We start from the raw sequence: 16479 nt of genomic DNA on the forward strand, positions 1-16479 counted from the left end.
CACCTGCGCAGCGTCAGAGCACGCCCATCCACGGCCACAGCGTGGCCGACAGCAGCAGGATGAGTGCCAGGCCTGCCAGCGTCACCACCAGCCCCACCTTGGCGAACTGCATCGTGCCGAAGGCTCCCGTGCCGTAGCACAGCATGTTCTGCGGGGCGTTCGTCGGCAGGATGAAGCCGAACGACACCACGAAGCTCTGCACGAGCACGATGCCGAATGCCGTCTCCTTCGAGACCGGCAGCGTCTGCACGAAGGCGATGAAGATCGGGATCAGCGTGCTGGCCAGGCCCGTGGCGGAGGCGAAGCCCAGGTGCAGCACGATGCTGAACACCGCCAGCGCGCCGATCACCGATACCACCGGCAGGGCCGCGAGCCCCAGCTGCCCCAGCGTCTGCTGGGCCAGCCAGCCGGCCGCACCGGTGCGCTGCAGCAGCGTGCCGAGCGAGATCGAGGCCGCGAACAGCACCACCGTGCCCCAGGGCACGAGTTTCTCGGCCTGCGCCCAGTGCATCACGCCGATGCGCGGCATGAGCAGCAGGGCGATGCCGAGCTGCGTGGTGGTGGTCGTATCGAACGGGTGCAGCGTGCCTTCCGTGGACCAGAGCACGAGCAGCAGCAGCGCCACGGCGATCAGGCGCTTTTCCGGGGCGCTGACGGGCCCCACGGCCCGAAGTTGCTGGCGCAGGTTGCCCGCGGCGCCTTCGGCGTCGGGCACCTGCGGGCGCAGCAGCCACAGCGACACGAAGAACAGCACCACGGACATGCCGATGGTGAAGGGCAGGGCGGCCAGGAACCACTGCCCCCAGGTCACGCCGTGCCCGAAGGCACCCTGCATGAAATTCAGGCTGATGAGGTTCTGCGCCGCGCCCGTCTTCACCGCGATGTTGAAGATCGAGCAGGCCTGCGCCGTCACGATCATCAGCGTGGCACCCAGGCTGCTGCCCACGGGCAGGCCGAGCGCCGCGGTGATGCCGACCATGATCGGTATCACCGCGCCCACGCGCGCCGTGGCGGACGGAATGAACAGCGCCAGCACGAAGCCCACCAGCATCGCGCCCAGCGTGAGCCGTGCCGGCGAAATGCCCACCCGGCTCATCACCAGCAGGGCCACGCGGCGGTCCAGTCCCGTGTGTTTGAGCGCCACGGCGAGGAACAGCGCGGCGGCCACCAGCAGCACGGCCGTGGACGAGAAACCGCCCAGCATCACGGTGAGCGCATCGGCCGAGCCCATGGGCTTGGCGCCCGGCGTGAGCGGCTTGCCCATCAGCCCCACCACCGCCATGCCGGTGAGCAGCACCGCGCTGTTGGCGGGCGAGACGCATTCGCTGATCCACAGCGTGACCACGAGCACCAGCAACCCCAGGGCGACCTGGCCCGAGGGCGAGAGCCCGGCCGGGGCCGGCAGGGCCAGCACCAGGGCATACAGGCCCAGGGCGAGCAGCAGGTAGCCGAGCTTGCGGCGGGAATCGGGCTCGGGCTGCGAGGTGATCGGAGCGACAGGAGAGGGCGAGGGGACGGGTGTCGTCGTCATGGCGGAGGCTTGGCTTTCACGGTGCGGCCGTGGCCCGCCATGGATCGGAAACTGCCGATCGCGCGGTGCCATCAGGCCTGCCGGAAAGGATGCCTGCATGCCGCCTTCGGGGCGTTGACCGGCATCAAGGCCGGGTGGATGCGCGGCCGTGGCCTTCGCCGTGTCCCGCCGCGGGAGGGCCGTTCAGGTGCCGCCCACGTAGGGATTGCTGCGCCGCTCGCGTCCGAAGGTGCTCTCCGGCCCGTGTCCGGGAATGAACACCGTCTCGTCACCCATGGGCCACAGGCGCTGCACGATGCTGTCGATCAGGTCCTGGTGGTTGCCCTGGGGGAAGTCCGTGCGGCCGATGCTGCCGGCGAAGAGCACGTCGCCCACGAAGCAGCGCTGGATCTGCGGCGCATGGAACACCACGTGGCCGGGCGTGTGGCCGGGGCAGTGCCGCACGTGCAGCGTCTCGTTGCCGATCTGCACCGTGTCGCCGTCGTGCAGCCAGTGCGTGGGCGTGAAGGGCCGCGCGGGCGGGAAGCCGAACATCGCGCTCTGCTGCGGCAGCCCGTCGATCCAGAACTGGTCCCCCGGATGCGGGCCGGTGATCGGCAGGGACAGCCGTTCGGACAGTTCGCCCGCGCCGCCGGCATGGTCGATGTGGGCATGCGTGAGCCAGATCTGCTCCAGCCGCAGGCCGCGGCGCTCCACCTCCGCGAGCACCTGGTCGAGGTCGCCTCCGGGGTCGATCACGGCGGCCGCTTGCGCGCCATCGCACCAGACGAGCGAGCAGTTCTGCTGGAAGGCGGTGACGGGGTGGGTGTGGTAGTGGAGCATGGGGCTGGAAGGGGCGCGCTGAAAAGCGCCATTGTTGCCGGCCCTGTGCAGCTCGAACAACCCCGGGACGCGGCAGCACCCCGGCGATGCCGTTGCGGGAGCGTGTCGCCGAAAGGCCCCATCCATAATTGCCCACTTCCTACACCACCGAAGTCCCCTACAGACCCATGCGCCACAACTCTCAAACTTCGACCTCCGCACTTCGCCCCATCGTTGTCGCACTGTCCCTGGGTTTCGCCGTTGCAGCCGCGCATGCAGAGCCTGTGGCCGAAGTGCACGACCTCGCCCGGAAGGAGCAGCCGGCCGTGCTTGACACTCTCCGCGATCTGGTCCAGATCGAGTCGGGCAGCAAGGACATCGAGGGGCTGAATCAGATCGCCGGGCTGATTGCCGGCCAGCTCAAGGCCTTTGGCGGCACGGTGGAGGTGCTGCAGCCCTCCGACATTCACCGCCTGGACGATACGCCCGAAAAGGTGGGCCCTGCGGTGAAGGCGGTATATCGGGGAACCGGCAGCAGGAAGATCATGCTGATCGCCCACATGGATACGGTCTATCTCAAGGGCATGCTCAAGGACCAGCCGTTCCGGATCGAAGGCGACAAGGCTTACGGCCTGGGCATCTCCGACGACAAGCAGGGCGTCGCGCTGATCATCCACACGGTAGCGTTGCTGCACAAGCTCGGGTTCAAGGACTATGGCACCCTGACGGTGCTGGTCAACGGTGACGAGGAGATCAGTTCGCCCGGCTGGCGCAACACCATCACGCAACTCGCAGCGGACCAGGATGCGGTGTTCTCCTTCGAAGGCGGCGGCACGGACGGCACGCTGCGACTGGCCACCAGCGGCATCGGTGCCGCCTACCTCACGGTGCAGGGCAAGGCGTCGCATGCGGGCGCAAGGCCCGAGGACGGTGTCAACGCGCTCTATGAGCTGTCGCACCAACTGCTGCAACTCAAGGACCTGTCGAAGACCGAAGACGGGCTGAAGCTCAATTGGACCGTCGCCCAGGCCGGTACCAACCGGAATGTGATCCCCGCCCAGGCCACCGCGCAGGCCGATGCCCGCGCGCTGAGGGTGTCGGACTTCGACGGGCTGGAGAAATCGCTGCAGGCCAGGGTGCAGACGAAACTGCTGCCGGCCTCCACGGTCACCGTGAAATTCGAGGTGCGCCGCCCGCCATTGGAAGCGACCGATGCCTCGCGACGGGTAGCCGGCTATGGCAAGACTATCTACCAGGAGCTGGGTTTGCCGCTGCAAGTCGCCGAAAGGGCCACCGGTGGCGGCACCGACGCAGCCTTTGCCGGACTGAAGACCAGGGGCGCCGTTGTCGAGGGCATGGGACTGTCGGGCTACGGCGCCCATTCCAACAATGCCGAATACGTGCAGATCGGCACCATCGTGCCCCGGCTGTATCTGGCTACCAGGATGGTGATGGACATTTCTCGCGACCGGATCAGGTAACCCGGGCCAGGCAGATCCTTTTTTCGAAAGAACCGCCATGGCCCTGGCCATGGAAGGCTTTCATACTCGCAACCCGATGGGGTGAAGATGAACAAGCCTTTCATTTCCCTGTGCCCGGAAATCACCCGGGCCCACGCGCTCCTGCTGATGGACTGGCTGGAAGACGAGGGCGTGACCCGCTACCTGAGCGATGCGCGCGATGTCTCCCGGTCCATCGGGCAGGTGGTCGGCCGCGTCCAGCTGCCGGTGCTCACGCATCTGTTCAACCAGGGCGGCCGGTTCTTCATGGCCTGCGACCGGCACGACGTGCCCGTGGGCTTCGTCCGGCTCGTCAAGGACGGCCCGGACTGCGAGATGGTCCTGGCCATCGGCGACCGCGCCAACTGGGGGCGCCGGCTCGGGGCCAGCGCGATCCGGGAAGGCATGAAGCTCGCCTTTTTCGACATGCGGGCCGAGAGGCTCATCGCCAAAGTCCATCCGGACAACGCGCGGTCGCTGAACGCTTTCCTGCGCAGCGGATTCGCGCTGCACAGCGACGGGCCTTCGGTGACGTCCCTGGCCATGGGTGCGGATCGCTACCTCAGGCTCCTGCGCGAAAGCCCCGCAGCGGGCATCCCTTCCATCCACGTCACCGAGATCGACGAGGCCCGGCTCAGGGAGCTCGTCGCGTTCCACCAGGATCCGGAGATTTTCGAGCTGGAGCACGAGATCGAGCGGGCCACCGTCGTCGATCCGCGGCAGGTGGCGGAGGACGTCGTCACGATGAATTCCAGGGCCCTGCTGGAGGTGGACGGCGAAACGGTGGAGGTGGCGCTGGTCTATCCGCAGGATGCGGACGAGGCCGCGGGCAGGCATTCCGTCTGTTCGGGCCTGGGCACCGCGATCCTGGGCTACCGGGAGGGCGACGCCTTCCGCTGGCGGATCGCGGACCGTACGCGCCGCATCCGGGTGCGGAAGGTGCTGTACCAGCCGGAGGCCCGGGGCGATTTCCACTTGTAGGCCCTGTGGTGGCGACGGCGCCGCCGGACTGCCCGCTCAGCGGGCGGAGGCCGGCTTTCCGGGCCCGGGTTCCAGCCGCGATGCCAGCAGGTCGGCCGTGTACCGCAGTCGGCCGATGTCGGCCTCCGGGTGGATGCCCCGGCTGAAGCAGCACAGCGTGCCATAGACCCCGCCGCCCGGCAGGCGCACCGGCGTGCTCAGCAGCGTGCCCACGGGATACCCCGGATCCGGGGCCTTTCCTGCCTTGACGTAGGCGGCCGCGTTCTCCACGCGTTCCGGCAACCGGCCCTCGATGACGTGCTGGCACCAGGTTTCCTCGACCGGGTCGGACGTGCCTTCCGGAAGGGGATCGAAGCCTGGCGCATGGTCCACGGCCTGGATCGTGCGGCGCCCGTCCGCGATCTGCGAGACGAAGGCCACGTCCATGTCCAGCCGCGTGCGCAGCAGGCGAAGGACGGCCGGAACGGCGGACGGCAGTTCCGGGTCGGCGGAGTCGCTGGTGGCCACCAGCAGTTCCGAAATCCGGACATCGAGGTCGTCGGGGTTGTAGTCGAGGAACATGGCCCAGTCTAAGCACCGGCGGGTGCACGCGTAAGAGGCAGTCTGCAACAGAGCGTACGGCCGGGCACGGCCCCTCACGCGCTGGCAGGCCTGAAGTGGTTGCCGCGTCGCGGGACGTTCTTGCCCGCGGACGGCCGGGTGCCGGGCCGCAGGTCCGGGCACAGGTCGCCGCACGCGAACCGCTGCCAGACCAGCCGGTCGCGCTCCTCGCAGAACCAGAAGCAGATGACGGAGCCATCGCCGTTGTCGCAGGTCACCAGCATGCGGATGTTTCCGTTGCGGGAGCGTACGTACATCCCGGGGCGGAGGAAGGGAATGTTCCTGGTGCGCATGGCGCCATTGAAGCGCCTCAGGGCCGTGCGGCCTTGCGCTCGCGCAAGCCTGCGCGCAGGACCCGGTGCGGTCCTACAGGGGGCGTCTCAATGTCCGGGGCCGGCCAGCCGCGCGGCCAGGAAATCCAGGAAGCAGGCGATGCGCGACGCGAGCTGCGTGTTGCGGTAGTACACCGCGCTGATGGGCTGCCGCACGTCTGCCGTGTCCCGGGCCAGCAACTGCACGAGGTCGCCACGCTCGCGGTCCCGCGCGGTCATGAAGTCCGACAGGCAGACGATGCCGGCGCCCTCCAGCGCGAGCTGGCGCAGGGTTTCGCCGCTAGAGGCTGCGATGTCCGGCGTGGCGGGCCATGCGTCGCCGTGAGGCCCTCGCAGCGGCCAGAGGTTGAGCGCCTCGGGCTGCGTGAACCCCAGCAGGGTGTGCTGCGCCAGGGCCGCTGCCGACTTCGGCCGGCCGTGCGTTGCCACGTAGGCAGGGCTGGCGAGCACGCGCAGGCGGCTGGAGCCCAGCGGGCGGGCATGCAGCGTGGAGTCGCGCAGGGCGCCGATGCGGATGGCGACGTCCGTGCGCCGCTCCAGCAGATCGATGTTGCGTTCGTCGGTGTCCAGTTCCAGGGCGATCTGCGGATAGGCGCTGCGGAAGGCCGGCACCAGCGGCGCCACCACGTGCAGCATGAACGGCGTGGCCGCGTTCACGCGCAGGCGCCCTGCAGGCTGCCTCCTGCGTGCGGCCATGTGCTCTTCCGCCTCGTCCAGGGCCGCGAGGATGGCGCGGGCCCGCACCAGGAATGCCTGGCCTTCTTCCGTGAGCTCGATGCGGCGCGTGGTGCGGCGCAGCAGCGTCGTGTCGAGCTTCTTCTCCAGCCGTGCCAGCGCCCGGCTGACGCCCGACGCCGTCTGGTCCAGCTGCGCGGCGGCGGCGGTGACCGAGCCGCCGTCCACCACGGCGGCGAAGGCCTGCAGTTCTTCGAGGGTGGTTTTCATGGCGGTCCGGTGGGGTGGGTGGTTTTGGATTGTTGACTTTGAGGCAAATATATTCTGCCGATAACGGGCTTTTTCCGCAAAGGTGAAGCGCCCACACTCCTGGCATCGACCTGTGATAACAAGGAGTGCATCCCATGCCCATTGCCCTGTTCGCGCTGACGCTCGGTGCGTTCGCCATCGGCACGACGGAATTCGTCATCGTCGGCCTGCTGCCCACCGTGGCGGCGGACCTCGGCATCGGCCTGCCCTCGGCCGGCCTGCTCGTCAGCCTGTACGCGCTGGGCGTGGCCGTCGGCGCGCCGGTGCTCACCGCGCTCACCGGCCGGCTGCCGCGCAAGGCCCTGCTGCTGGCGCTCATGGCGCTGTTCACCGCCGGCAACCTGCTGGCCTGGCAGGCCCCGGGCTACGGCACGCTGGTGGCCGCGCGCGTGCTCACGGGCCTCGCGCACGGCGTGTTCTTCTCGATCGGCTCGACCATCGCCACCGGCCTGGTGCCGCGCGAGAAGGCGGCCAGCGCCATCGCCACGCTGTTCGCGGGGCTCACGGTGGCGCTGGTCACCGGCGTGCCGCTGGGCACCTTCATCGGCCAGCACTTCGGCTGGCGCGAGACCTTCCTCGCCGTGGCGGGGCTCGGCATGCTGGCCTTCGCGGGCAGCGCGCTCTTCGTGCCGCGGCGCATCGCGCATGTGCCGCCGGCCTCGCTCCTGCAGCAGGCCCGCGTGCTGGCCGAACCGCGGCTGCTGCTGGTGTATGCCAAGACGGCCATCGGCTACGGCGGCACCTTCATTCCGTTCACCTTCCTCGCGCCCATCCTCACCGGCGTGTCGGGCTTCAGCGAAAGCGCGGTGGGCTGGGTGATGCTGGTGTACGGTGTCTCGGTGGCCGCGGGCAACCTCTGGGGCGGCCGGCTGGCCGACCGTCTGGGGCCGATCCCCGCGCTGCGCATCATCTTCGCGCTGTTGGCCGCCGTGCTGCTGCTCCTGCAGTTCACCGCGCCGCACCCCTGGCTGGCCGTGGCCACCGTGCTGCTCTGGGGGGCAGTGGCCTTCGGCAACGTGCCGGGCCTGCAGCTGTACGTGGTGCGGCAGGCCGAACGCGTCGCGCCGCAGGCCGTGGACGTGGCCTCGGGCCTGAACATCGCCGCGTTCAACCTCGGCATTGCCGGCGCGGCGTGGGCCGGGGGGCTGATCGTGACGCACCTGGGCCTCATGCACACGCCCTGGATCGGTGCGGTCGTGGTGCTGGGCGCACTGGCGCTCACCCAGGCCAGCGGTGTGCTCGATGCCCGCGGCGGGGCCGCGATGCGCGGCGGCCGTCCGGCTGCGGCGGGCCACTGAGGCGTGGGGACCGGCCCATCCATCCATTCATTCATTCATCGACAAGGAGTTTTCCATGCAGGCATCCGCTTCTCTTTCCACCCAGCCGCCCGTGCCGCCGTTCGGCCTGGGCACGTTCCGGCTCCAGGGCCAGGCCGCCATCGATTCGGTGGCGAATGCCCTCGACCTCGGCTACCGCCATGTGGACACCGCGCAGATCTACGGCAACGAGGCCGAGGTGGGCCAGGCGGTTGCCGCCAGCGGCGTGGCCCGGGGCGATCTCTACCTCACCACCAAGGTCTGGACCGACCACCTCGCCGGCGACCGGCTCATTCCCAGCCTGGAGGAGAGCCTGCGGAAGTTGCGCACCGACTACGTCGATCTGGCGCTGATCCACTGGCCCTCGCCCGGCGGCGCCGTGCCGCTGGCCGAAAGCCTGGAGGCGCTGGCCGAAGCGCGCTCCCGCGGGCTCGCGCGGCGCATCGGCGTGTCGAACTTCACGGTGCCGCTCCTGCGCGAGGCCGTGGCCGCCGTGGGGTCGGACATGATCGCCACGAACCAGATCGAACTGCACCCCTACCTGCAGAACCGGGCGGTGGTGGATTTCGCGCGCAGCCAGGGCATCCACACCACCTCCTACATGACGCTGGGCTACGGACAGATGCTGCAGGATGCGGAAATCCAGGCGATCGCGCAGGAATGTGATGCCACGCCGGCCCAGGTCGCGCTGGCCTGGGCGATGCAGTCGGGTTTTGCCGTCATTCCTTCGTCCACGCGCCGCGAGCACCTGGCCTCGAACCTGCGCGCCACGCAGCTGCGGCTGGAGGATGCCCACATGCGGCGCATCGCCGCGCTGGACCGCGGCGGCCGGCTGGTGGATCCGGAAGGGCTGGCGCCGGCCTGGGATTGATCCGCCGGGCGCCTGGAACCTGGGCTCAGATCGCCAGGTCGTAGCCCACGGTGATCGGCGCGTGGTCCGAGAACTTCTGCTGCTTGTAGATGGACTCGGTGCGCGCCAGCGCCGCGATGGCCGGCGTGGCGAGGTGGTAGTCCAGCCGCCACCCCACGTTGTTCGCATAGGCCTGTCCGCGGTTGCTCCACCAGGTGTAGGCCGTCTCGGTGGTGTCGGGCTGCAGCAGGCGGTACACGTCCACGAGGCCGCCGCCCGGGTCGGTTTGGTGCAACAACTTTGTCATCCACTCGCGCTCTTCGGGCAGGAAGCCGCTGTTCTTCTGGTTGCTGCGCCAGTTCTTCAGGTCGATCTGCTGGTGGGCGATGTTGACGTCGCCGCAGAGGATGAATTCGCGCTCTTCCTTCACGCGCATCAGGTGCACGTGGAATTCCGCCAGGAAGCGGAACTTGGCCAGCTGGCGCTCGGGGCCCGACGAGCCGCTCGGAAAATACGCGCTGATGATCGAGAGCTTGCGCGCGGGCGTGTCGAAGCGCGCCTCCACGTAGCGGCCTTCGGCGTCGAACTCGGACGAGCCGTAGCCCACGCGCACGTCGGTCGGCTCGTGGCGGGTATAGATGCCCACGCCCGAGTAGCCCTTCTTGGTCGCGTAGTGGAAATGCCCCTTGAGGCCGGCCAGGGTCTCGAAACGGCCTTCCATGTCGGCGGACTGGGCCTTGATCTCCTGCACGCAAATACAATCCGGCCGCGTCTCGGCGATCCAGGCCTCCACGCCTTTCGAGGCGGCGGAGCGGATGCCGTTGAGGTTCAGGCTGGTCAATTTGAAAAGGGAAGCATCCATGGTGGCAGACGGCGCGCAGCGGCAGGCGGGAGAGGAAATGGCAGGAGGGGGCGCGTCGGCGGACCGCCTCGCCCAGGAATTCGTGCACTTCGCCGTGGAGGCGGGCGTGCTCAGGTTCGGCGAATTCAAGACCAAGGCGGGCCGCATGAGCCCGTACTTCTTCAATGCCGGGCTTTTCGACGATGGCGCCAAGATGGGCCGGCTCGCGGAATTCTATGCAAAAGCCCTTTTGGCCAGCGGCATCGAATTCGACATGGTCTTCGGGCCCGCCTACAAGGGCATCCCGCTGGCCGCCACGGTGGCGGTGGAGCTGGCACGCCACGGCCGCAATGTCCCCTTCGCCTACAACCGCAAGGAGGCGAAGGACCACGGCGAAGGCGGCACGCTGGTCGGCGCGCCGCTGCGGGGCCGCGTACTGATCGTGGACGACGTGATGTCCGCCGGCACCGCCGCGCGCGAATCCATCGCGCTCATCCGGGCCGCCGGGGCCGTTCCCCATGCGATGGCCATTGCCCTCGATCGCCAGGAAAAGGCCACCGAGAACGGTCAGGACGTGGACCACAGCGCCGTGCAGTACGTGCGTGGCCAATTGGGCATGCAGGTGTGCACCATCGCCAAGCTGGCCGATTTATTGCAATATCTGCAGGACCGCGGGGGCTCCGACATGGGCGCCCACCACGAGCGCGTGCTGGCCTACCGCCAGCGCTACGGCGTCTGAACCGCGCCTGACCTTTCTTCGCACGCCGCGCCGGCCCTTTCCGGTGCGGCGGGAGAGCACGGACACCTGCACAGCATGGAAGCCCTTCCGGTGAAGCAACTGAGCCTCTGGCGCGCGGGTGCCGGGGCGGCGCTGGCCTTCCTGTGCGGTGCCGCGGCCCAGGCGCAGCAGCAGCCGGGGCCCGGTGGCATCTACACCTGCGTGGATGCCAAGGGCCGCCGCCTCACCGCGGACCGCCCCATCCCCGAGTGCTCCGACCGGGAGCAGCGCGTGCTGGGGCCGTCCGGCACGGAGCGCACGCGCGTGGGCCCCATCCTGTCCGACCAGGAGCGCGCCGCGGTGGAGGCCCAGCGCCGCAAGGAGGCCGACGAGCGGGCGCGCGCCGCCGAGGAGCGGCGCCGCGAGCGGGTACTGGTCGCCCGCTATCCGGACAAGGCCGCGCACGATGCCGAACGCGCGGCGGCCATTGCGCAAGTGAACGAGGTGACGGCCGTGGCCGAGGCCCGGGTGGCCGAACTGCGGCGCCAGCGCAAGGCGCTCGACGCCGAGATGGAGTTCTACCGCCGCGATCCGTCCAAGGCCCCCATGGCATTGCGCCGCCAGATCGCCGAACAGGAGGAGTCGCTCGCCCAGCAGCAGCGTTTCATCGCCTCGCAGGAAGACGAAAAGCGCCGGGTGCACCAGCGCTTCGATGCGGAGCTGGCCCAGCTGCGCCAACTCTGGGCCGCACAGCAGGGCATGCCCGCGATGCCGGCTTCGCGCTGACCGGGCGGGGCGGCCCGGCCGTGGCGTGTTTCCGCGTCAGGCGGCCGCGAGCCGCGCGCGCAGCATCTCGTTGACCTGCTGCGGGTTCGCCTTGCCCTTGGAAGCCTTCATGGCCTGGCCTACCAGTGCGTTGAACGCCTTGTCCTTGCCGGCCTTGAACTGGGCCACGTTGTCGGGGTTGGCGGCGATCACCTCGTCGATGATCTTTTCCAGCGCGCCGGAGTCGTTCATCTGCTTGAGGCCCTTGGCTTCGATGACCGCGTCCACGTCAGTGCCTTCGCCGGTCCAGAGCGCATCGAACACCTGCCGGGCGGCAGCGTTGGAGATGGTGCCGTCGGCGATGCGTGCGATCAGCTTCGCCAGCAGCGCGGCCGTGACCGGCGCGGCGGCGATGTCGGTCTCTCCCGCGTTCACGCGGCGCGACACCTCGCCCATGATCCAGTTGCTGGCGAGCTTCGGTTGCCCGCTGGCCTTCGCCGCCTCCTCGAAGTAGGCCGCCATGGCCTTGGACTGCGTGAGCGTGGTCGCGTCGTATTCCGGCAGGCCGTAGTCGGCCACGAAGCGCGCGGCCATGGTGCGCGGCAGTTCGGGCATGCGCGCGCGCTCTTCCTGCACCCACTGCTCCGAAATCCGCAGCGGCGGCAGGTCCGGGTCGGGGAAGTAGCGGTAGTCGGCCGCGTCTTCCTTGGTGCGCATGGCGCGGGTCTCGCCCGTGTCCGGGTCGAACAGCACGGTCGCCTGCTGGATCGCGTGGCCGTCCTCGATCTGCTCGATCTGCCAGCGGATCTCGTAGTCGATCGCCTGCTGCATGAACTTGAAGCTGTTCAGGTTCTTGATTTCGCGGCGCGTGCCCAGCGGCTGGCCGGGCTTGCGCACGGAAACGTTGGCGTCGCAGCGGAACGAGCCTTCCTGCATGTTGCCGTCGCAGATGCCGATCCAGGTGACGATCTTGTGCAGTTCGCGGGCGTAGGCCACGGCCTCCTCGCTGCTGCGGATGTCGGGCTCGGTCACGATCTCCAGCAGCGGCGTGCCGGCGCGGTTCAGGTCGATGCCCGACTGGCCGATGAAGTCCTCGTGCAGCGACTTGCCAGCGTCTTCCTCCAGGTGGGCGCGCACCAGGCGCACGGTCTTCTTCTCGTCACCGAGATAGAACGACACCTCGCCGCCCTGCACCACCGGGATCTCGAACTGGCTGATCTGGTAACCCTTGGGCAGGTCGGGGTAGAAGTAGTTCTTGCGCGCGAAGATGCTCTCGGGCGCGACCCTGGAGCCCAGCGCCAGGCCCAGGCGGATGGCGCAGGCCACGGCCTCGCGGTTCATCACGGGCAGCGTGCCGGGCAGGGCCAGGTCCACCGCGCAGGCCTGGGTATTGGGCTCGGCACCGAAGGCCGTGGGCGCGCGGCTGAAGATCTTCGATTGCGTGGCGAGCTGGGTGTGGGTCTCGAAGCCGATGACGACTTCGTAGCCGTGGATGAGAAGTGATGACTTGGCTGGCATAAGGTGCTTCACGCAGGCGTGATGCCGATACGGGAAAGAATTTTCAAGGCGAGGGTGTGGAAGTCTTGGTAGGCGCGGGTCACGGCGGCAGCGTGGCTGCCGATGGCACCGTCTGCCGAACGGAGTTTGAAGACGGGCTTGCGCGCCTCCTGCGAGAGCATCATCAGGCCATGGTAAGGGCGTAGCAGTGCAAGGCAGTAGGGGTCGCTTTTGATGTCCGGGAGCGTGCCGCCGTCCTTCTCCTGCAGCAGATATTGCCTGTAATCACCAGGAATCCGGTCGAGCAACGACTCGTAGGCTTGCACCGGACGCGATAGCGTTTTCTGCTGTTGCACCACGATGTATCCGGCGGGCCGAATCTCTCCGCTGGGAAGCGGTCCCAGCGCATCGCCAATGCGCAGTGTGCGGTCTTTCCAGCCCATGCGCCACCGCAGCAGCGCGGGCCCCAGATTTCGCAAGCCCTGCAGCGAGAGCCAATCGGCTGCCAGCGGTACGACGACATGGTCCGTGCCGATCAACACGGATTGGTTGATGGCTCCCTGGTTGGGGGCTACGTCGAACATCACTAAATCGGCATTCATCTCACTCGCCTTGGCCTGCGCCATGCGCCAGAATGCACTGAGCACGAGCATGGCATGCTCGCGTGCATCTTCGTTGCCCAACAGCGCCTGGGTCCACTGCTCCGAGAGCTGGTCCTCGAAGGCGGACAAGCCCATGTCTCCGGCGATCAATTGCAGTTTTGGATCGATGGCGATGGTCTTTGGGGGGGAGAAATCTTCCGCGCGCGCGAGTGGTCTCACGGCGTCGTAGATGGTGCTTACGCAATGGCCAGCTCTGGCGGGATTCCACAGGTCCGAAAGCGCTGCTTCGTCGACGAAGGCCGCGGTCAAATTCGCTTGGTGGTCGCAGTCCACCACCAGAGTCCGCACGCCCAGTTCCGCGAACATCCAGGACAGGTGATAGACCAGTGTGGTCTTGCCGACGCCGCCCTTGTTGTTGAAGAACGTCAAAGTGGGCACGGACGTCATGCCGTCGGCCTCTTCCGGACGGTGACCAGTACGAAGCCCTGCTCCACGCGGAATTCCGGCGGTGGGTTGCTGTTGTCCTGCAGCACTTTGCGGGCGCTCTGGATGCCGAAGCCGAACCGTTGCACAAAATCGAGATGTGCCAGGGCCTCGGCAATCGACGGATTGCGGTAGTCGGTAATGTACGGCTCGCCGAAATTCTCGGGCGTCACGATGCCGTAGGGGCCGCCCGGATTCCATATCTCAATGCGGTCGTCGAACCAGTACACCCGGACCGGCGCATTGGTGCCCTCGTAGGTACGGTGCAGTACTGCGTTGCGGAAGAGCTGCTGCAGCGCTGCCAGTGGATAGTCCGGCGCGGCGACTTCCCGGTCCACTCCGAGGATGCGCAAGGACGTCCGGATGTGGGCTTTCAGACGCCGTTCCGTCTCCAGAATCATCGTTTCCAGCGTACCGGTGATCTTTTCCTGGTCTTCGATGTCGGAGCCCTGTTCTGTGCCCGCGTATCGGATGAACTGCACATACGCCCCGGCCAGGAAGTCCTGCGGCGACAGGCCCAGGGTCAGCAATCCAGTGACAGTGGGAAGGCAGGGCGCAATGCCCAGGGCCATGCGCGTGGTGGCCAATTGCTCTTCCGTGGAGCGGCCGTTGGCGGCCAGTACGTCCGGTGCAAGCGCTGAGGGAAGGTAGGTTTCCTTGAAATAGCGCAAGTCCAGATCATCCACGGAGGCGCTTGGAATCGCTTCGCTGTCGAAAGGCCGGCCGGCATTGGTCCTGCGCACTTCATCGAGCACACGCTCGTCTTCACGATGGGCCTGCCGGTTGCTGGCGGACATCCGTACCCACGCCCTGCCGTCGAAGCGGACAGGGGGCAGTGCCGACGGATGCACCACGATGGCGACCACCGAGAGGCCATTCACCGAAAGGACCCGTACCGTCACGCTGGGCAACGGCTGGATGCGGGCATCGGAGGTGATCTGGTCGATGCTCAAGCGCAACCGGTCATCGGCCTGGACGCCGACGACGGTGCCATCGTCGCGGACTCCGATGAACAGCACGCCGGGCTGGCGGTTGCGTGCCAAGTCATTGGCGAACGCGCAGACGGTCTTGCACACCTTATCCTTGTCGAAGGATTCCTTGCGCTCCAGAACCTGAGACTCCGGCGCTGCGAGCAGGTCAAGGAGTTGCGCATCCGTATAGCTCATGCCGAAAATGCCGTGGGCGTGCGGAGGTGGAAATCGGTCGCCTGCTGCAGGCGGTGCGCGGCGTTCAGCAGCCGGCCTTCCTGGAAGTAGTTGCCGATGAGCTGCAGGCCCACGGGCATGCCGCCCTCGCCGAAACCGGCGGGCACGCTCATGCCGGGCAGGCCGGCGAGCGAGGCGGGCAGCGTGAAGATGTCGGCCAGGTAGTCGGCCAGCGGGTCGTTGCCGTGCTCGCCGAGCTTCCAGGCCACCGTGGGCGCCACCGGGCCGGCGATCAGGTCGCACTCCTTGAAGGCGTTCTGGAAGTCATCCGCGATCATGCGGCGGATCTTCTGCGCCTGCAGGTAGTAGGCGTCGTAGTAGCCGTGCGATAGCACGTAGGTGCCGATCATGATGCGGCGCTTGACCTCGTCGCCGAAGCCTTCGGCGCGCGTCTTCTTGTACATGTCCACCAGGTCGGTGTAGTCCCTGGCGCGGTGGCCGAACTTCACGCCGTCGAAGCGGCTCAGGTTCGACGAGGCCTCGGCCGGCGCGATGATGTAGTACACCGGGATGGACAGCTCGGTGCGCGGCAGCGTGATCGGCACCAGCTTCGCGCCGAGCTTCTCGTATTCCTTGAGCGCGCCATCGACCGCGGCGCGCACGTCGGGCGCCAGGCCCTCGCCGAAGAATTCGGCCGGGATGCCGATGCGCAGGCCGTCGATGCTGTCGCCCAGCTTCGCGGTGAAGTCCTCGGCCGGCACGTCCAGGCTGGTGGAGTCGCGGTCCGGGTCGGGGCCGCAGATCGCCGAGAGCAGCAGCGCGCAGTCCTCGGCCGAGCGGGCCATCGGGCCGGCCTGGTCCAGGCTGGAGGCGAAGGCGATCATGCCGTAGCGGCTGGCGCGGCCGTAGGTGGGCTTGATGCCGGTGATGCCGCAGAACGAGGCCGGCTGGCGGATGGAGCCGCCCGTGTCGGTGCCCGTCACGGCCGGGGCGAGGCGTGCGGCCACGGCCACGGCGCTGCCGCCGGAGGAGCCGCCCGGCACGCGGCCGGTGGCCCAGGGGTTGCGCACCGGGGCGGGCGCATCGGCGCCCAGGGGAGCGACGGCCGAGTTCTCGTTGGCCGAGCCCATGGCGAATTCATCGCAGTTGAGCTTGCCCAGGGTCACGGCACCGGCGTCGGCCAGCCGCGTGACCACCGTGGCGTCGAAGGGCGACTGGTAGCCGGCCAGCATCTTCGAGCCGGCCGTGCTGGGGAAGTCGCGCGTGACGAAGATGTCCTTGTGGGCGATGGGCACGCCCGCCAGCGGGCCGGCCGTGCCGGCGGCGATGGCCGCGTCCTGCGCGCGGGCCTGGGCCAGGGTGGCTTCCTCGTTGATGCTCACGAAGGCGCCGAGGCCGGTGTGCTGCTGGACGCGGGCGAGGAAATGCCGGGCGGTCTCGACGGCAGAGACCTGCTTGCCGCGCAACGCCGCGGCCAGTTCGGCCACGCCCAGGGTGTGGAGGGGAGAGGAGGGTTCGCTCATGGATTACGTAT

General features: G+C 68.2%; 16 protein-coding genes. 6 read left to right on the top strand and 10 right to left on the bottom strand.

The genetic code is table 11. The features are described from left to right. Nucleotides 1-13 precede the first annotated feature (13 nt). Nucleotides 14-1531, bottom strand: coding sequence for an SLC13 family permease (locus ACAV_RS01635; RefSeq protein ID WP_013592845.1), 1518 nt, complete (start codon nucleotides 1529-1531; stop codon nucleotides 14-16). A gap of 183 nt (nucleotides 1532-1714) precedes the next feature. Further along, complete coding sequence (locus ACAV_RS01640; RefSeq protein ID WP_013592846.1) at nucleotides 1715-2353, bottom strand: MBL fold metallo-hydrolase; 639 nt, start codon at nucleotides 2351-2353, stop codon at nucleotides 1715-1717. Between the two features lie 167 nt (nucleotides 2354-2520). On the opposite strand from ACAV_RS01640, the gene ACAV_RS01645 reads away from it, so the two are divergent. After that, nucleotides 2521-3813, top strand: coding sequence for a M20/M25/M40 family metallo-hydrolase (locus ACAV_RS01645; RefSeq protein WP_013592847.1), 1293 nt, complete (start codon nucleotides 2521-2523; stop codon nucleotides 3811-3813). 87 nt (nucleotides 3814-3900) lie between these two features. Beyond that, nucleotides 3901-4812 carry a bifunctional GNAT family N-acetyltransferase/nucleoside diphosphate kinase regulator gene (locus tag ACAV_RS01650; RefSeq protein WP_013592848.1) on the top strand — a complete coding sequence of 304 codons (912 nt, stop codon included), beginning with the start codon at nucleotides 3901-3903 and terminating at the stop codon, nucleotides 4810-4812. A 36-nt stretch (nucleotides 4813-4848) separates the two neighbouring features. Here the strand turns inward: ACAV_RS01650 and ACAV_RS01655 are convergent, their stop codons facing one another. The 3 genes from ACAV_RS01655 to ACAV_RS01665 all read right to left on the bottom strand — a co-directional run bounded on the left by ACAV_RS01655 (nucleotide 4849) and on the right by ACAV_RS01665 (nucleotide 6689). After that, on the bottom strand, nucleotides 4849-5373 hold the full coding sequence (locus tag ACAV_RS01655; protein WP_013592849.1) for a GAF domain-containing protein: 525 nt from the start codon (nucleotides 5371-5373) through the stop codon (nucleotides 4849-4851). A 74-nt stretch (nucleotides 5374-5447) separates the two neighbouring features. Then, a complete protein-coding gene (locus tag ACAV_RS01660) occupies nucleotides 5448-5669 on the bottom strand; it encodes a hypothetical protein (protein ID WP_225977214.1) in 222 nt (73 codons plus the stop codon). 123 nt (nucleotides 5670-5792) lie between these two features. Next, complete coding sequence (locus ACAV_RS01665) at nucleotides 5793-6689, bottom strand: LysR substrate-binding domain-containing protein (protein ID WP_013592851.1); 897 nt, start codon at nucleotides 6687-6689, stop codon at nucleotides 5793-5795. Between the two features lie 134 nt (nucleotides 6690-6823). On the opposite strand from ACAV_RS01665, the gene ACAV_RS01670 reads away from it, so the two are divergent. Together ACAV_RS01670 and dkgB are read left to right on the top strand one after the other, a co-directional pair. Further along, nucleotides 6824-8026: an MFS transporter gene (locus ACAV_RS01670; RefSeq protein WP_013592852.1), complete on the top strand. Its 1203-nt coding sequence runs from the start codon at nucleotides 6824-6826 to the stop codon at nucleotides 8024-8026. Between the two features lie 55 nt (nucleotides 8027-8081). Beyond that, a complete protein-coding gene (dkgB, locus tag ACAV_RS01675) occupies nucleotides 8082-8915 on the top strand; it encodes a 2,5-didehydrogluconate reductase DkgB (RefSeq protein ID WP_013592853.1) in 834 nt (277 codons plus the stop codon). Nucleotides 8916-8940: 25 nt separating this feature from the next. Here dkgB and ACAV_RS01680 read toward each other — a convergent pair whose 3' ends face one another. Further along, nucleotides 8941-9756: an exodeoxyribonuclease III gene (locus ACAV_RS01680; RefSeq protein ID WP_013592854.1), complete on the bottom strand. Its 816-nt coding sequence runs from the start codon at nucleotides 9754-9756 to the stop codon at nucleotides 8941-8943. On the opposite strand from ACAV_RS01680, the gene pyrE reads away from it, so the two are divergent. Together pyrE and ACAV_RS01690 are read left to right on the top strand one after the other, a co-directional pair. Then, a complete protein-coding gene (gene pyrE / locus ACAV_RS01685; protein ID WP_414692081.1) occupies nucleotides 9755-10474 on the top strand; it encodes an orotate phosphoribosyltransferase in 720 nt (239 codons plus the stop codon). The two genes, ACAV_RS01680 and pyrE, sit on opposite strands and share 2 nt — an antisense overlap. Nucleotides 10475-10549: 75 nt before the next feature. After that, nucleotides 10550-11239, top strand: a complete 690-nt coding sequence (locus ACAV_RS01690; RefSeq protein WP_013592856.1) for a hypothetical protein — start codon at nucleotides 10550-10552, stop codon at nucleotides 11237-11239. 36 nt (nucleotides 11240-11275) lie between these two features. Here ACAV_RS01690 and gatB read toward each other — a convergent pair whose 3' ends face one another. The 4 genes from gatB to gatA are packed head-to-tail and all read right to left on the bottom strand — an operon-like array spanning nucleotide 11276 to nucleotide 16468. After that, complete coding sequence (gene gatB / locus ACAV_RS01695; protein WP_013592857.1) at nucleotides 11276-12736, bottom strand: Asp-tRNA(Asn)/Glu-tRNA(Gln) amidotransferase subunit GatB; 1461 nt, start codon at nucleotides 12734-12736, stop codon at nucleotides 11276-11278. 8 nt (nucleotides 12737-12744) lie between these two features. After that, complete coding sequence (locus ACAV_RS01700) at nucleotides 12745-13764, bottom strand: ParA family protein (protein WP_013592858.1); 1020 nt, start codon at nucleotides 13762-13764, stop codon at nucleotides 12745-12747. Then, nucleotides 13761-14966 (bottom strand): RNA-binding domain-containing protein, encoded by a 1206-nt coding sequence (locus ACAV_RS01705; RefSeq protein ID WP_013592859.1) that lies wholly within the window; start codon nucleotides 14964-14966, stop codon nucleotides 13761-13763. Before ACAV_RS01705 ends, ACAV_RS01700 begins: the two co-directional genes overlap by 4 nt. After that, a complete protein-coding gene (gatA, locus tag ACAV_RS01710) occupies nucleotides 14963-16468 on the bottom strand; it encodes an Asp-tRNA(Asn)/Glu-tRNA(Gln) amidotransferase subunit GatA (protein WP_013592860.1) in 1506 nt (501 codons plus the stop codon). Before gatA ends, ACAV_RS01705 begins: the two co-directional genes overlap by 4 nt. Nucleotides 16469-16479: the final 11 nt, after the last annotated feature.

Origin of the sequence: Paracidovorax avenae ATCC 19860 (genome assembly GCF_000176855.2) — a bacterium.
GTDB lineage: Bacteria > Pseudomonadota > Gammaproteobacteria > Burkholderiales > Burkholderiaceae_C > Paracidovorax > Paracidovorax avenae.

What these genes read in the sequence shown, in the direction of transcription:
- ACAV_RS01680 (WP_013592854.1), bottom strand. Translation starts at nt 9,756, where the DNA reads ATGGATGCTTCCCTTTTCAAATTGACCAGCCTGAACCTCAACGGCATC.
- ACAV_RS01690 (WP_013592856.1), top strand. Translation starts at nt 10,550, where the DNA reads ATGGAAGCCCTTCCGGTGAAGCAACTGAGCCTCTGGCGCGCGGGTGCC.
- gatA (WP_013592860.1), bottom strand. Translation starts at nt 16,468, where the DNA reads ATGAGCGAACCCTCCTCTCCCCTCCACACCCTGGGCGTGGCCGAACTG.
- ACAV_RS01700 (WP_013592858.1), bottom strand. Translation starts at nt 13,764, where the DNA reads ATGACGTCCGTGCCCACTTTGACGTTCTTCAACAACAAGGGCGGCGTC.
- ACAV_RS01645 (WP_013592847.1), top strand. Translation starts at nt 2,521, where the DNA reads ATGCGCCACAACTCTCAAACTTCGACCTCCGCACTTCGCCCCATCGTT.
- ACAV_RS01650 (WP_013592848.1), top strand. Translation starts at nt 3,901, where the DNA reads ATGAACAAGCCTTTCATTTCCCTGTGCCCGGAAATCACCCGGGCCCAC.
- ACAV_RS01705 (WP_013592859.1), bottom strand. Translation starts at nt 14,966, where the DNA reads ATGAGCTATACGGATGCGCAACTCCTTGACCTGCTCGCAGCGCCGGAG.
- ACAV_RS01660 (WP_225977214.1), bottom strand. Translation starts at nt 5,669, where the DNA reads ATGTACGTACGCTCCCGCAACGGAAACATCCGCATGCTGGTGACCTGC.
- gatB (WP_013592857.1), bottom strand. Translation starts at nt 12,736, where the DNA reads ATGCCAGCCAAGTCATCACTTCTCATCCACGGCTACGAAGTCGTCATC.
- ACAV_RS01670 (WP_013592852.1), top strand. Translation starts at nt 6,824, where the DNA reads ATGCCCATTGCCCTGTTCGCGCTGACGCTCGGTGCGTTCGCCATCGGC.
- ACAV_RS01635 (WP_013592845.1), bottom strand. Translation starts at nt 1,531, where the DNA reads ATGACGACGACACCCGTCCCCTCGCCCTCTCCTGTCGCTCCGATCACC.
- pyrE (WP_414692081.1), top strand. Translation starts at nt 9,755, where the DNA reads ATGGTGGCAGACGGCGCGCAGCGGCAGGCGGGAGAGGAAATGGCAGGA.
- ACAV_RS01655 (WP_013592849.1), bottom strand. Translation starts at nt 5,373, where the DNA reads ATGTTCCTCGACTACAACCCCGACGACCTCGATGTCCGGATTTCGGAA.
- ACAV_RS01640 (WP_013592846.1), bottom strand. Translation starts at nt 2,353, where the DNA reads ATGCTCCACTACCACACCCACCCCGTCACCGCCTTCCAGCAGAACTGC.
- dkgB (WP_013592853.1), top strand. Translation starts at nt 8,082, where the DNA reads ATGCAGGCATCCGCTTCTCTTTCCACCCAGCCGCCCGTGCCGCCGTTC.
- ACAV_RS01665 (WP_013592851.1), bottom strand. Translation starts at nt 6,689, where the DNA reads ATGAAAACCACCCTCGAAGAACTGCAGGCCTTCGCCGCCGTGGTGGAC.